This window comes from Streptomyces sp. V3I8, from assembly GCF_030817535.1.
Lineage (GTDB): Bacteria > Actinomycetota > Actinomycetes > Streptomycetales > Streptomycetaceae > Streptomyces.
Genome location: NZ_JAUSZL010000004.1, coordinates 165505 through 180363, shown reverse-complemented (window position 1 = coordinate 180363; position 14859 = coordinate 165505). Strand labels below are relative to the sequence as shown.

Sequence of the window (14859 nt, the reverse complement as noted above, 5' to 3'; positions counted from 1 at the left end):
CGGCGGGGCCGCGGGGCGGGCGGTGGTGGCCGGCCTGCCGGGCGGGTGGGCCGGGCGGGCCGGTCCGAGCAGGGATGTGCCGGGGATGTGCCGGGGGTGTGCCGCGCGGCGGTGGCGCCGGCGCCGGGCGGTGCGCGGGGTCCGGCGGCCCCCTAAGTCGTCGCTTCGCGCGTGAATAGGGGGACGGCGGCCCGCCTTTCGGCGGGGTGGGGACGGTACAAAGATTTCGAGTCGGCACATGGCGCGTTGCCGGGGCACTCGAGATGTTCCGCGTGCTCCTTTCCGCGTCCTTTCGGCAGCCCCATGCCTGCCCGGCCCGCGTTTCCGGGCCCGCCGTCCGTCATGTCACTGCAGCAGAGCGTCTGGAGGGCCCTATGGGCCGGGTAGAAGGCAAGGTCGTCGTCATCACCGGTGCGGCACGCGGGCAGGGGCGCAGCCATGCTGTGCGTCTGGCCGAGGAAGGTGCCGACATCATCGCGATCGACCTCGGTGAGGACATCGAGGTCGTCGGGTATCCGCTGGGTACCGTCGAGGAACTGGCCGAGACGGCCCGGCTGGTGGAGAAGACCGGCCGCCGGGTCGTCACCAAGGTGGCCGACATCCGCGACCGTGCCGCGCTGCGCAAGGCGATCGACGAGGGGGTCGCCGAGCTCGGCCGGCTGGACGTCGTGGTGGCGAACGCCGCCATCGGCCCGGTCGGTGCCGGCCGTCCGCTCACCGCGTTCGCCGAGGCCGTGGACGTGAACCTCAGCGGCACGCTGAACACGGTCCATGCCGCGCTGCCGCATCTGCAGGAGGGTGCCTCGGTCATCCTCATCGGTTCGGCCGCGGCCTATTTCGCCTCCTACGGCGGTGACCCGGGCGGCATGGGTCCCGGCGGTATCGGCTATGCCTTCACCAAGCAGATGCTGGGTCACTACGTGAACTGGTTCGCGCCGTTCCTGGCGCCCCAGGGTCTGCGGATCAACGTGGTGCACCCCACCAACGTCAACACGCCGATGCTGCACAACGAGGCCATGTACAAGGTGTTCCGCCCCGACCTGGAGCACCCGGTGCGCGAGGACGCGGAGCCGGGCTTCGCCATGGTGCAGGCCCAGCCGATCCCGTACGTGGAGCCGATCGACGTCTCGCACGCGGTCACCTACCTCGCGTCCGACGAGTCCCGCTTCGTCACCGGCACACAGCTGCGGGTGGACGGCGGCGCGGTGGTCAAGAACGGCAAGTGAGCGGTGAGTTCAGCACTGCGTCGCTCTCCCGGTGCGCCGGGGGAGCGGCGGTGATCCCGATCCGTGGCCGCGGCGGGCGGCCCCCCGGCGCGGCCCTGGGCCCGGCCGGGCACCGAAGGAGGTATTTCGGATGACGCACGCCCTGCCGCACGCGGCAGCGCCGGCGCCCTTCGCCGAAGAGCTGTCGACGCGGTTCCGGGAGGCGATGGCCTCGTACCCCAGTGGTGTGACCGTCGTGACCACCACCGACGACCAGGGGGCGTGGCGCGGCTTCACCGCCACGTCGTTCTGTTCGCTGTCGGTGGATCCGCCGCTGGTCCTGGTCTGTCTGGCGCGCACCGCCCAGTGCCATACGGCGTTCGCGAAGGCCGACTCGTGGGTCGTGCAGGTCGTGCCGCACCGGCGTGCGGACCTCGCGACGCGGTTCGCCACCCGCGGGGTGGACAAGTTCGGCGGGGGTGACTTCACGGTCACCGCGGCGGGCCATCCGGTGTTCGAGGAGGCCGCCGCGGTGATGGAATGCGAGTCCTACGTCAGGTACGACGTCGCCGACCACACCATCCTGGTCGGCCGGGTGAGGGATGTGCGGGTGCGTGAGGTCGCGCCGGCGGTGTACTTCCGCCGGGGTTTTCACGCCCTGCCCGACTGAGGCCCCCTCAAGCAGCAGGCGCAGCAGGTGTACGGCCGCGGGCCGGCGGTGGCGGGACCCTCCCGGGAACGGGGGATCCCGCCACCGCCGGCCCGTCGGTGTGCCCGGGAGCGGGCGGTGGCGGGATGCCGCGCGGGCGGTGCGGTGGCGGGCGGTGCGGGGTGGCGCAGGGCGGCACGGGGTGTGTGCCGCGGCAGGGCAGGGGCCCGGACCGGGTGCGGTCCGGGCCCCTGCCCTGTGTTCGGGGGCGGGTGACGGTGGGGTCAGTGGCCGGCGGCCACCGCCGGGGCGTCGTCGGGGTGCCGGGTGGTTTCGGCGTGCGGGGCGGGCTTGGGCATGAACAGGGCGCAGATGCCCGACAGCGCGAAGGCGGCCACGGTGATCCACAGGGCCTTGGTGACACCGTCGTTGAGGGTGTCGAAGGTCGGGCGGTCGCCGGCCGTGTTGAAGAAGACGACACCGCCGATGGCCACGCCGAAGGAGTAGCCGACCTGCTGGAAGGTGGCGAAGGCGCCGGAGGCGGCGCCGGCCGCGGCGGTGGGGACGGTGCGCAGGGACTCGTCCAGCAGCGGCACGATGAGCAGCACCATGCCGGCGCCGGAGACGCCCAGGCCCAGGGCCAGGTCCCAGCCGGACAGGCTCTGACCCTTGTCGTGGATGTTGTAGATCACCCAGACGAAGGCGGCGGCCTGGATGAGTCCGCCGACGAAGATGACGTACTTGCCGAACTTCTTCGCCAGCGGGTCGCCGGCCGGTGACACGACGATGGAGCCGACCGACATGGCGAAGATCGTCAGGCCGGTGGCCAGCGGGGAGAAGGACAGGGCGATCTGCAGGTAGTAGCCCAGCGTGAGGATGTAGCAGCCGTTGGCCGTCCAGAACAGGACCTGCACGATCAGGCCGCTGTTGAAGCCGTGGTCGGAGAAGAGGCTCAGGGGCAGCAGCGCGGAGCCGTCGCGCCGCTGCTTGGCGCGCTGCTGGAGGATGAACAGCACCAGGACGACGGGGGAGGCGGCCAGCATGCCCCAGATCCACGGGGCCCAGTCGGCCATCCGGCCGTCGATCAGCGGGAACTCCACGAGGAAGACGGTGGAGGCCGCCAGGACCACTCCGACGATGTCGAGCTTGAGGGGGTGTTCGGAGCGGCTGTTGGGCACGAACAGGCTCGCCATGGCCAGCAGGGCCAGGCAGATGGGCACGTTGACGATGAACACGGACCGCCAGCCGAGACCGAAGAGGTCGGCGTCGACCATCCAGCCGCCGACGATCAGGCCGACCACGGAGCCCAGGGCGCTCATGGCACCGATCAGCCCGTAGATCTTGCCGCGCTCGGCGGGTTCGTACATCACCTGTACCGAGGACAGGACCTGGGGGACCATCACGCCCGCGAAGGCGCCCTGGATCACGCGTGCCGCCACCAGCGCCTGTCCGGTGTCCGCCGCGGACGCCCACAGCGAGGAGACGCCGAATCCGGCGACGCCGATGAGGAACATGGTGCGCCGGCCGAAGATGTCGCCCATGCGCCCGCCGGTGATCAGCAGGACGGCGAAGGCCAGCAGATAGCCGGCCATGATCCATTCGAGGTGGGCGTCGGTGGCGTGCAGGTCCTTCTGGATGGAGGGCAGGGCGACGTTGGTGATCGTGGTGTCGACCAGGTCGATGAACTGCGCGGTGACAAGAACGGTGATCGCGATCGTCCGTTTCTTCATGACGGACTCTCCTTACTCAAGGTGTCGGCGGACGGGGTCGCAGTCCCGCGCGCCTGGTCAACTGCCGTGCGGGCCACCGCTGGCGGGGCCCGCGAAAAGCGTGTGCGGCCTCGGGCCTAGCGGGCCGCGAGCTCCGCGAGCTCCAGGACGCCGGTCGACAGGCCGGCGCTGAGCACCGATCCCTGCGCCGCGCCGACCTGGTCGGCCGAGGGGCCTTCCAGGCGCATCGTGTGGGTGATCAAGGTGCCGCCGTTGTCCAGCGCGGTGAGCTCGCAGACGGACTGCGCGATCAGGTCGCCGCCCGGCCGGGTCTCCATCGTGAAGGCCTTGCCCGTCTCGACGGCGGTGAAGGTGAACGGCGCCGGCGGGCGGCCCTCGTTGGTGACGGTGCCGGTGGCGCCGGTGACGAAGGGGCCGCTGCGGTCCAGGGTGACCAGGTCGGGGTTCCAGGCCGGCCACGTCGTGGGGTCCTCGTAACGGCTCCACACGGCCTCGGGGCCCGCGGTGGTCTCGGCGCTCTGGGTGGTCTCCCACATGACGGTGACTCCTGTCATTTGTTCTATACGTACTTACGCTTAAGACAAATGTACAGATGGCCTCGGGTGGCCGCAACCGTTAACCGTGAACCGGCCCAACTTCCCTCGCGGGCACGGGAAAAGGGCGGGTCCCGGCACCTCGGTGAGGTGCCGGGACCCGCCCGTGGGGGCGGCGGTTCTCCAGGTCAGGCGGCGACGGCCTCGACGGCCGGGGTGCGCAGCCGGCGCCGTGCGGTGGCGGTGCTCGCCAGCAGGGTCACACCGGCCGCGATCGCCACGATCGTCAGGTAGATGGCCAGGGAGGTGTCGGGCACGACGTCCTCGGTCCGGGCCACCGTGAAGGGCAGCACGGTGGCGAGCGCGGCGATCGAGCCGAACAGCACACCGGTCAGGGCCAGCAGGACGCCTTCGGCGCCCACCATCCGCAGCACCTGGCGCGGTGTCGCCCCCACCAGCCGCTGCTGGCCGAACTCGCGGCCGCGGTGGGTGGTGGCGGCGATCAGGACGTTCACCAGCATGATGCAGGCGAACAGCACGACGGTCCCGATGACGACGAAGTTCAGCGTCTCGATGTTGCGCTGCTCGGTGGTCTTGGTGATGCCCTCGGCGGTGGTCGCCGCGTTCTCGATGGCCTGCATGTAGAAGGTGCCGGTGCCGATGCCGACGAACAGGATGATCGGCATGAGGACCGTGCCCAACCGGTCCGCGCGGCGGCGCACGTTCTGCACCGTCAGATAGCCGCTGACCCCGGTGAGCCGCTGCAGCGGGGCGCCGAGCACGGCGGTGACCGCGCGCAGGAGCAGCGGGGACAGCAGCGCCAGGCCGATCGCGACGAGGATCGACGCGGAGCCGGCGGTCTGCATGATCTCCGCCGTCTTCTTGTGCTCCAGCACCACGGTCATCACGCCCAGGTTGATGCCGCCGGCCAGGAACAGCACCGCCGCGGCGATCCTGATCCGGCCCAGCCGACGGGTGCCGGTGGCGGCCTCGGCGGCCGCCTGCGCCACCCGCATCCGGGCCGTGCGGCGGGCCGCCAGCGTGGCGGCCAGGGTGGCGGCCACGAAGGTGATGCCCACGCCCATGCCCAGGGCGATCGGGCCGAAGTGGTAGGACACGGCGGGCAGCACCTGGTCGGTGTCGATGAGCACCTCCAGCAGGGCCCGCCCGCTGAAGATCGCCGACGGCACGGCCAGCAGTGAGGCCAGCACGGACAGCACCGCCGCCTCACTCATGATCATCCGGGTGACCTGTCCGGGGGTGGCGCCCGCGCTGCGCAGCAGGGCCATGTCGCTGCTGCGCTGCTGCACGGACAGGGTCAGCGTCGAGGTCACGGCGAAGACGACCAGCAGCAGACCCCAGCCGCCGACCACACCGGCCAGCGTCGTGAGGGTCTCCTCGCTGTTCGCGTCGACCGCCTTGTCCTGCGCGGTGTCCAGCATCGACGCGAACGACATCAGCATGGTGGCGCCGAGGAACATGACGAGGAAGCTCGCCAGGAAGCCGCCCGCGCGGTGGCGCAGCGACCGAAGGGCCAAGGACATCATCGTCATGCACCCGCCGTCACACGGCGCCGGGCCACTTCGTCGCCCAGGTGGGTCATCCGCTCGGCGATCGCCTCGGCGCCCGGGCGCTCCATCATGCCCACCAGCTGGCCGTCGGCGAGGAAGAGCACGCTGTCCGCGTAGGAGGCGGCCACCGGGTCGTGGGTGACCATCACGACGGCCTGCCCGTAGGAGCGCACGGCCTCCTGCAGCAGCCCCAGCACGTCCCGGGCGCTGCGGGTGTCCAGCGCGCCGGTCGGCTCGTCGGCGAAGACCACACGCGGTTCGGTGACCAGGGCGCGGGCGATGGCCACCCGCTGCTGCTGGCCGCCGGACAGCTGCGAGGGCAGGTGGTCCAGCCGGTCGCCCAGCCCCACCCGCTCCAGCACCGCACGGCAGCGCGCCCGGTCGATGCGCTTGCCGGCCAGCCGCAGCGGGAGCGTCACGTTCTGCAGGACCGTCAGCATGGGCAGCAGGTTGAAGTGCTGGAAGACGAAGCCGATCCGCTCGCGGCGGAACCTCGTCAGCCGGGCCTCGCTGCCGGCGGCCATCTCCCCGCCGTCCACGAACACCCGGCCGGAGGTGGGACGGTCCAGGCCCGCCGCGCACTGCAGCAGCGTGCTCTTGCCCGAACCGGAGGGCCCCATCACCGCGGTGAACGTGCCGGGCGCCAGCGTCAGCGACACGTCGTCCAGGGCCCGCACGGCACCGGCACCCGTGCCGTAGACCCTGCTGACCGATTCGAGGCGCAGCGCATCGCTGCTCCCGGCGGGCGCCCGGTGCTTCAACCTGGACATCTGCAGTCTCCTCCAACGGCGCCCGGTGCGCCTTCGGGAAAGACGCTACGGACGGCGCGCGGGCGCCGCGATGGGCGCAGCACCCGAGTGCGCGGGTGTACCCAGCACACCCCTACGCGCCGGGATAGGGGTGGCACCCGGCGCCGCCGGGGCGCTCTCGCGGGAGGCGGCCTCGCGCGCGGCGAGCTGCAGATCGGCCGGCAGGTCCTGGCGCCTGGTGATGCTCAGCTTGCGGTAGACCCGGGTCAGGTGCTGCTCCACGGTGCTGACGGTGATGTACAGCTCGCGCGAGATCTGGCGGTTGGTGTAGCCGCGGGCCGCCAGGGTGGCCACCCGCCGCTCGGACTCGCTCAGCCGGTACTCGCTCTCGCCCGCCGCCGGCGTCCGCGGCGCGCGGCCCGCCGGCGCCCGCTCGCCCACGGCGCCCGGCAGGATCCGCTCGCGCAGCGGGCGCGCACCGCAGTTCTCGGCCAGCCCCCACGCCTGCCGGGAGAACACCCCGGCCTGGGCGGCGTCGCCGAGCTCCTGGAGCACCTGGCCGAGATCGGCCAGCGCCCTGGCCAGTTCCACCCGGTCCCCGGACTTGCGCAGCTCCTCCACCGCCTGGTGGAGCACGGGGACGCGGGCCTGCGGGGGCTGCAGGGCCGCCCGCAGCCGCAGCGACGTCCCGCGCACCCAGGACCTGCGGGCGTCGGGACCGGCCAGCTGCTGCATGATCAGCTTCTCCGCCCGCTCCTGGTCCCCGAGCTGCAGCAGGGCCTCCGCGGCGTCGCCGCGCCAGGCCAGCACGGCGGGCCGGTCCATGCCCCACTCCCGGGCCAGCCGGCCCACCTCCAGGAAGTCGGCCAGTGCGGCGCGCAGTTGGCCGGTGGCCAGCCAGTGCAGACCGCGGGCGCGCAGGTAGGCCAGTCCGTGCACACTGCGAAAGAGCGTGTCGGGCACCGGCTGTTCGAGCTGGGCGGCCGCCTCCGCGTGCCGGCCCATGCCCGTGTGCGCCCGGATCAGATGGGCGGTGGGACTGCCCGCGAAGGCGTTGCCGCTGCGCTGGGGCAGGAACTCCAGCGCCAGCAGCGCGTACTCCTTGGCCCCGGGCAGGTCGCCCAGGCGCAGCAGCGCCTCGGCGTGCAGCGTGGCGAACGTCGCCTGCCAGGTGGGGGCGTTGCAGCGGGCCGCCTCCTCCAGCCGCTGACCGCACCAGGTCGCGGCCCGCTCGGGCTGCTCGCAGTGCACCAGCGTGCGGATGGCCCGCACCAGCGCCAGCAGCGTGGAGTCCTGCAGCACCGTGCTCTGCAGAATCCTTTCGCTGCGGGCCGCCTCGCGGTCCTGCGGGCCGTCGGACAGCTGCCGCTCGCCGCTCTCGGCGCGCGAGCCGTACTCGGTGCCCAGCGCCGCGCTGATGTGCGCGCCCACCTCGTTGGCCTCCGCCACCCGGCCCTGCGTGGCCAGGGCCGCGGCCAGCGGCTCCATCCGCTCGACCCCCAGCCCGCCCTCGCGCAGCATGCCCAGCGGCGCCGACAGGTGCTGCTCGGCCGCCGAGGGGTTGAACCGCCAGGTGACCGACGCCAGCCGGGTCTTGATCTCCGCGCGCTGCTGTTCGTCGGCGCTGCCCGCGTGGGCCAGTTCGAGGACGGCTGCGGCCTGGCGTATGTCGTCCGCGGCGACCAGCTGCTCGGCGGCCTCGCGCAGCACGTCACTCACCCAGGCGGCCCCGGGCAGCCGGCCGCCCTCGTGCTGGGCCGCCACCAGGTGCCGGGCCACCTTGCCGCTGGGCTGCCCGCCGGCGTGCAGGACCTCCCCGGCCCGCCGGTGCAGCAGCGCGCGCTCGGCCGGATCCATCCGGTCCAGCAGCGCCGCCGCGACGACCGGGTGGCGAAAACGCCGCTGCTCCACGATGCCCGCGGCGGTGATCGAGGCCAGCGCGCGGGCCACGTCCGCGGCCGGCAGCTCCACCAGCCGGCCCAGCTCCTGGTCGCTGCCCTCGCCGTCGAGGACCGCCAGGGCCTGCGCGACCTGCGGCGCCCCGGCGCCGCTGCGGCGCAGGCAGCTGTCGACCGCCGCCACGAACAGGCCGTCCACGGCCGGGAAGGGGCGGTGCGGCCCGCCGCCGGCGGCCGCGGCGGCGGCCTGCGGGGCCGCCCACTCGTACTCCTCCGCCAGCGCCCGCAGCAGCAGCGGATTGCCGCCGCTGTGCGCGTGCAGGGCGCCCACGAGCTTCGCGTCGCGCCCGGTCCGGCCGCGGCCGGCCAGCGCGGAACCCGTCTGCGCCAGGGTGAACAGCTCCAGGCGGGTGAGGGTGACGTTCGTACGCCGCAGCAGCTCCGTACGGAAGTCGCGGTGGCGCCGGCTGTCGTGCACGGGCCCGGCGACGACCAGCAGGAACGCCGCCGACCGCGCGTGGCGCAGGATGTGGGCCAAGAAGCGCAGCGAGGCGTCGTCCACGTGGTGCAGGTCGTCCACGCAGGCCACCACCGGCGTCCGGGCGGTCAGGGTCCGCAGGGCCGCGCAGAACGCGTGCATGGCCGCGGTCCGCGACAGCTCACTGCCGGCCGCCGCGGGCACCGGCAGCGAACCGGGCGAGGCGCAGGAGGCCAGCTGGTGCATCACCCCCAGCGCCAGCGTGCGCTCGGCCGCCGATCCGACGGCCTGCAGCACCAGCGCCCCCTGTCCCGACGCCCGCTCGGCGAAGGTGTCCAGCAGCTCGCTCTTGCCGCACCCCGCCGCCCCCTCCACCAGAACGGTGTGCGCCTCCCCCGGCACGCATCTCTCCAGTGCGTCGTGCAGTGTGTGCAGTACCGAGTCGCGACCGACCAGCGTCACCGAAGCCCCCGAATGTCATGGAAACCGTCCGCCACCCGCCGGCCGCTCGCGCGGCACCGGTGGATGAAGAATGGACGGTACATGTGAACGATTCGAGACTAGGTCTACTCCAACTCGAGCGCAGTGGCCAGAACCTGCAGGGCATTAAGTGCCGGGAAGAATTCACGCCATTTTCGGATGCCGATGCGTACCGAACCGCCATGAACTTCCACATGCTTGACGGATTCCCGGAAGCTGCCTTCACGCGAATCGGTGCACGCGTAGGGGGATTCATCCGCAGAGTAGGGGGTTCCCCCCTCTGGTGGCGTTCATGCACAGACAGATTGAATGAGATGCCGGGACAACCCGGAACACCCTTGCCGTTTTTTTGCCTTTCTTTTACGAAGGTCATGAAACCCGCGGCTCCGCACACACGTCGGTGTCGGGAATCGGAACACGCCCGCTCCTTTCGGTGAACCCGCAATTGCGGCGCGGCGGCCCCGCGGCCCGCGGCCGTGGAGCCGTCCGGGCACCGGGCCGGCGGGGTCCGGACGGCAGCACCCGAGAGGAAGCCGAGAAGCCATGACTGGATCATCCGCCGGCACCGGCGCGTGGATCCGCCGGTTCCATCCGGCGCCCGAAGCGCCCGTGCGGCTGGTCTGCTTCCCCCACGCGGGAGGCTCGGCCACCTTCTACTTCCCGGTCTCACGGGCCATGTCGCCGCACGTCGACGTGCTGTCCGTGCAGTACCCGGGCCGCCAGGACCGCCGCGGCGAGCCCTGCATCGACACCGTCGCCGGGCTCGCCGACGCCGTGGTGGAGGAACTGCTGCCGTGGGCGGACCGCCCGCTGGCCCTCTTCGGCCACAGCATGGGCGCGTCCCTGGCCTTCGAGGTCGCCCTGCGGCTCGAGAGCCGGGGCGTGGTCCTGCGGGGACTGTTCGCCTCGGGCCGGCGCGCCCCCTCGCGCTTCCGGGACGAAGCCGTCCACCTGGCCGGCGACGACACCCTCATCGAGGAGCTGAAGAAGCTCAGCGGCACCGACACCCAGGTGCTGGGCGACCCGGAGATCCTGCGCATGATCCTGCCGGCCGTCCGCAACGACTACCGCGCCGCGGAGACCTACCGCTTCACCGGCGGACCGCGGCTGAACTGCCCGGTGCTCGCCCTCGTCGGCGAGGAGGACCCGCAGGTGACCCCCGAGGAGGCGGACGCCTGGCAGGAGCACACGAACGGGCCGTTCCGGGTGAGCCGCTTCACCGGCGGGCACTTCTTCCTCAACTCCCACGCCGCCGCCGTGATGTCCGAGATCTCCGGTCACCTGTCGCAGACGCCCGCCTCCGGACACCGCTAGCCGCCGGCCGAAGCACGGCAGGGGCACCGCGCGGTCGCGGTGCCCCTGCCGTTTTCTCCCCGATTCCCCGAACGCAGTTCACTTCCGCCGGAACTCTCCGCTACTGCTCTTTACGTCTCTGTAAACTGCAGATAAAATAAGAATGTCGGTCCAGACTGTCTCCCGACCGTCGCGGGCGCACTCTTGCGCGACAGGCGCCCCGCGCACCCGGTCGGCCGAGCATCCCACGGTTCACCGACGTCTCAGGGTCTGTTCCCGATTAAAGTAACTGTCCGTGGTGTCGCCGCCGAAGCGGCCTTTTTCGGCCTCTTGCGTTTTTGCACCCCCTCGGCTAGCCGGGCGCGTGGATTGCCGCAAGGAGGGGGGATCCATGCGAGTTCGACCCGAGCCGGGGGTGACGGCCACCGTGCTGGAAAGCGGGGAACTCCTCCTGCTCACGAGCAGCGGCGAGACACACAAGTTCGCGCCGCTCGCCGCCGCCATGTGGATCGCATTGCGCCAGCACGACGGAAACCTGGGCGAGGCCGCCGACGCCCTGTCCGTGCTGTGGAATTCGGAATCCGTTCTCATTCACGCGGAACTGGAGATGTGGGCGGACGAACTGGGCGCCGCCGGGCTGGTGCGCACCGAGCCCTGACCCCGCGCCGCCTGATCCGCGCCCCGGCCCCGCCGCCGGGGCACCTGTCCGCCGTGCCCGCTCAGGGCTCGTTGCGCACCAGCCCGGCATCGCCGAGCTCACTCACCCACACATCGAGATCCGAGCGCATGTACAGCGGGTCCACGTCCCACAGCGTCGCCAGCAGATCGGCCGCCGCGTCCAGCTGTCCGTCGTGCTGGCGGATGGCGAGCCACATCGCCGTGTTCACCGGCCCCCAGCAGATCCGGGTCCCCGAGTGCTGTGAGTACAACTCCAGGTACCCGTTCTCCAGGACGACCGCCGTCACGCCCGGCTCGGGTCGAATGGCCACGATTGCCTCCCCGCGGACCCCGCGCAGTCCGCCGTTCCATGTCTTTGACAGGTGGCCGCCCCCACGACCATCCGGCACGGCTCGGACGACGACATGCCTCCATGGTGGCAGGCCCGGCCGACGTTGGAGAGGGGTCTGGATTCACTGTTGGGGTGTACCGAGCACCCCGGCGGCGCATCTGGCTGATTACCGGCAGCGAAGAGGCACCGCCTTCCGGGGCGCGACCGCGGCACGGCGCCGGACCTGCGAAGGTCCCCGAGCCACCGGGGCCGGCCGGCGCCGTGATCAGCATGCCTGCGAATTCTGCGGACCGGCGCTGACGGAGGTGTGTTCGCGGTGCAGCGTCAGGCCGGCGGGGAGATCGGCCCGGCCGTTGACGTTGAGTTTGCGGTACACCCGCGTCAGATGCTGCTCGACGGTGCTGATCGTGATGAACAGCCGGCGGCTGATCTCCCGGTTGGTGTGACCCAGCGCGGCCAGGGTGGCGACCCTGCGCTCGGCGTCGCTCAGCACCGACTCGGAGACAGAAACGGCCGATTCCGTATCACCGGCCGGCTCCGCGTGCAGCGGACCGCGGGTCAGCAGCTCCTGCACATGGTGGGCGCGCGCCTCCTGCGCCGCCTGACGTGCCACCACCCGCGCCCGGCGGTAGTGGCCCTGCTTGTGGTGCACCTGGCTCAGCTCGTCGAGCGCGCCCGCCAGCTCCAGCCGGTCGCCCGACTCCTGCAGCGCGTCCACGGCCCTGCGCAGCAGCGCGGACCGCAGCTTGGGATCGCTGGCGGCGGCGAGCACCCGCAGCGCGTGACCCTGCACCCGGGCGTTGTCGGCCCCCGGCCGGCGCAGCTCCTCCTCCACCAGCTGCCGGGCCGTCTGCGTCTGGTTCATCCGCAGGTGCGCCTCGGCCAGGTCGCTGCGCCAGGGCACCACGGTCGGCAGGTCGGTGCCGCGCTCCTGCATCAGGTCGCCGCACCGCTGGAAGTCGTTGACCGCGGCCAGCAGCCGGTCGCCGGCCAGGTGCCGGTGACCGCGGGCGTGCAGATAGCGCAGCCCGAACACCGTGTCGAACATCGCGGGCGGCACGGCACGCTCGGGCAGCGGCGTGTGCTGGCCCGTCGCCACGTCCGCCAGGATGGCCGTCGACAGCGGCAGCCCGATCACCACGCCCCAGCCCTGCACCGGCAGTTGGTCCAGTGCGCCGCGGGCCAGCGCGGCCGCCTCGGCCGCATTGCCCTGCAGCAGGTGGATCTCCGCGCGCAGCGCGGTCAGCACCGCCTGCCAGGTGGTCGCCCCGTGCCGCTCGGCATCCTGCGACAGGGAGTCGCACCAGGTGGCCGCCAGGTCGGGTCTTCCCGCGTAGAGCAGGGCGGACAGCGAGCTGGCGACCGCTTCCAGGGTCCGGTCGGTCAGCTGGCAGCTGCGCAGGATGTGCTCGGCGTTGTCCACGACCCGGCTGCTGCTGCCGCGTGCGGACAGCGCCGTGGTGAGGGTCGCGCCCGCCTGCATCCACAGGTTCCCGTGGGCCTTGCCCGGTTTCCTGCTCAGCGTCGGCAGGGCGGCGGGACCGCTGTCGGGGGGCAGCCTGCGCTGGCCGCCGTGGATCCACTCGTGCGCCAGCCGCAGCTCGGCCGTCGCCTCGGTGTCGGTCTGCTCGTTCGCGTCGCGCAGCACGTCCCCGGCCACGGTCTCCGCCTCCGGGCTGCCCTGCCACAGCAGGTGACGCACCAGCAGGACCGCGTCCCGGCCGGGCAGGTCCCCGGCGCGCAGCGCCTTGTGCAGGGGCGCCAGGTGCCGGGCGGCGGCGCTGGGATTGGCACGCCACTCGATGCGCATCAGCGCCCTGCGCACGGCCGTACGGGACTGCTCGTCGCAGCACGCGCCCAGCGCGAGCGTCAGGCACTGCACCGCGAACTCGGGCCGGTTGACCGCCAGCGCCTCCTGGGCGGCCTCCCGCAGGGTGTCCGCGGCCCACTGGCCCTCGCCGCTGTCCGCCGCGACCAGGTGCTGCGCCACCTCGGACGCCGCGATGCCGTGCTCGTGCAGGATCGAGGCGGCCCGCAGGTGCAGCAGCGCCCGGTCGGCCGGCTTGAGGCTGTTGAGCACCGCCGTGCGGGCCGCCGGATGGCGGAAGAGATGCCCCTGGAGCAGCCCCGCCTCCTGGAGCACGCCCACGACCTGCGCCGCGGTGTCACGCCCGACGCCGATCAGCCGGCGCACCATCGAGGGCGAGGAGTAGTCGCCCAGGACCGCCAGCGCCCGCGCCACCTCCGGCAGCAGCGGCTCCCAGCGGTGCAGGCAGCTGAGCACCGCCCGCCCGAAGGCGCTGCCCGGGGCGGGGCCCTCGGCGGCGTACGCGGATCCGTCCTGCAGCAGGGCGCGCACCAGCAGCGGGTTGCCGCCGCTCCACTGGTGCAGCCGCGGCGCGGCCTGCAGCGCCACGGCCGGCTCCAGGTGCCCGGCGGCCAGCTGCGCCACCCCCTCCTCGCTGAGCAGGGGGAGTTTGACCAGGTAGTGCGGGCGCCGGGTGAGCTCCGCGTGGGAGCGCGGCAGCGAGGTGTGCCGGTGGTCCCACTCGCTGAAGACCATCATCACGCGCGCCGCCCGGATCCGGCGCTGCAGGTACAGCAGCACCTGCAGCGAGACGCCGTCCACGAACTGGAGGTCGTCCACGGCGATCACCAGGGGGCGTTCGCGTGCCAGGTCGAGCAGCACCGAGCAGATGCCGTGCACCCGGGTCACGTGCGACTGGCGGATCGTGACGGGGTCCAGGTCCTCTTCGTCGGGGACCTGCGCGGAGACCGTCACCATGGCGGCCGCGTGCTCGGCGACCTGCGGCGGCAGCCCCGGGCTGCGGAACAGCTGGTCCAGCACCCCCATCTGCAGGGTGCGTTCGGCCCGTGAGCCGGTGGCGCTGAGGACCAGGGCCCCCGACGCCGCGGCGTGGTCGGTGAACGCGTCGAGCAACGCGGTCTTGCCGCTTGCCAGACCGCCGCTGATCAGGGCTACCTGACCGCGGCCGGTGGAGCTTTGGGAGAGCAGTTGTTCCAGAAGTTCGATGGGCCGATCACGTTCGACGAGTGTCATGTCGCCGGACCTCCCCGCTATACGGGTGTGTGGCAAGGACGTATGACTAAGACGTATGACCGAATATAGCTCAACCCGGGGCCCCCTTTGCAGGGGTTGCCGAATGTTCGCGCATGGCTACCGGCCAAACGCGGAGGGTGGTTTTACCGGAGGGAGCCCCTCGCCTTGCGAGTGCGCGGAAATAGGCCGGGGCCCCCGCGGTT

General features: G+C 72.3%; 11 protein-coding genes. 4 read left to right on the top strand and 7 right to left on the bottom strand.

The window, feature by feature from the left end:
* Window positions 1-374 precede the first annotated feature (374 nt).
* Both QFZ75_RS40860 and QFZ75_RS40855 read left to right on the top strand, forming a co-directional pair.
* Complete coding sequence (locus QFZ75_RS40860) at window positions 375-1226, top strand: mycofactocin-coupled SDR family oxidoreductase (protein WP_307545889.1); 852 nt, start codon at window positions 375-377, stop codon at window positions 1224-1226.
* Window positions 1227-1356: 130 nt separating this feature from the next.
* Window positions 1357-1875 carry a flavin reductase family protein gene (locus QFZ75_RS40855; protein ID WP_307545887.1) on the top strand — a complete coding sequence of 173 codons (519 nt, stop codon included), beginning with the start codon at window positions 1357-1359 and terminating at the stop codon, window positions 1873-1875.
* Between the two features lie 263 nt (window positions 1876-2138).
* On the opposite strand, the gene QFZ75_RS40850 is transcribed toward QFZ75_RS40855, so the two are convergent.
* The 5 genes from QFZ75_RS40850 to QFZ75_RS40830 form a co-directional block, all read right to left on the bottom strand.
* Window positions 2139-3584, bottom strand: coding sequence for an MFS transporter (locus QFZ75_RS40850; RefSeq protein WP_307545885.1), 1446 nt, complete (start codon window positions 3582-3584; stop codon window positions 2139-2141).
* Between the two features lie 116 nt (window positions 3585-3700).
* Window positions 3701-4120 (bottom strand): SRPBCC family protein, encoded by a 420-nt coding sequence (locus QFZ75_RS40845; protein ID WP_307545883.1) that lies wholly within the window; start codon window positions 4118-4120, stop codon window positions 3701-3703.
* 185 nt (window positions 4121-4305) lie between these two features.
* Window positions 4306-5661, bottom strand: a complete 1356-nt coding sequence (locus tag QFZ75_RS40840; RefSeq protein WP_307545941.1) for an FtsX-like permease family protein — start codon at window positions 5659-5661, stop codon at window positions 4306-4308.
* A 5-nt stretch (window positions 5662-5666) separates the two neighbouring features.
* Complete coding sequence (locus tag QFZ75_RS40835) at window positions 5667-6458, bottom strand: ABC transporter ATP-binding protein (RefSeq protein WP_307545881.1); 792 nt, start codon at window positions 6456-6458, stop codon at window positions 5667-5669.
* Window positions 6459-6503: 45 nt separating this feature from the next.
* Window positions 6504-9275, bottom strand: coding sequence for an AAA family ATPase (locus QFZ75_RS40830; RefSeq protein ID WP_307545879.1), 2772 nt, complete (start codon window positions 9273-9275; stop codon window positions 6504-6506).
* A gap of 561 nt (window positions 9276-9836) precedes the next feature.
* On the opposite strand from QFZ75_RS40830, the gene QFZ75_RS40825 reads away from it, so the two are divergent.
* Together QFZ75_RS40825 and QFZ75_RS40820 are read left to right on the top strand one after the other, a co-directional pair.
* Window positions 9837-10607 carry a thioesterase II family protein gene (locus QFZ75_RS40825; RefSeq protein ID WP_307545877.1) on the top strand — a complete coding sequence of 257 codons (771 nt, stop codon included), beginning with the start codon at window positions 9837-9839 and terminating at the stop codon, window positions 10605-10607.
* A gap of 370 nt (window positions 10608-10977) precedes the next feature.
* Entirely contained in the window at window positions 10978-11244 is a 267-nt protein-coding gene (locus QFZ75_RS40820) for a PqqD family protein (protein ID WP_307545875.1), read from the top strand.
* A gap of 61 nt (window positions 11245-11305) precedes the next feature.
* Here QFZ75_RS40820 and QFZ75_RS40815 read toward each other — a convergent pair whose 3' ends face one another.
* Both QFZ75_RS40815 and QFZ75_RS40810 read right to left on the bottom strand, forming a co-directional pair.
* Window positions 11306-11575 (bottom strand): PqqD family protein, encoded by a 270-nt coding sequence (locus QFZ75_RS40815; RefSeq protein ID WP_307545874.1) that lies wholly within the window; start codon window positions 11573-11575, stop codon window positions 11306-11308.
* Between the two features lie 285 nt (window positions 11576-11860).
* Window positions 11861-14656 (bottom strand): AAA family ATPase, encoded by a 2796-nt coding sequence (locus tag QFZ75_RS40810; RefSeq protein WP_307545872.1) that lies wholly within the window; start codon window positions 14654-14656, stop codon window positions 11861-11863.
* Window positions 14657-14859 lie beyond the last annotated feature (203 nt).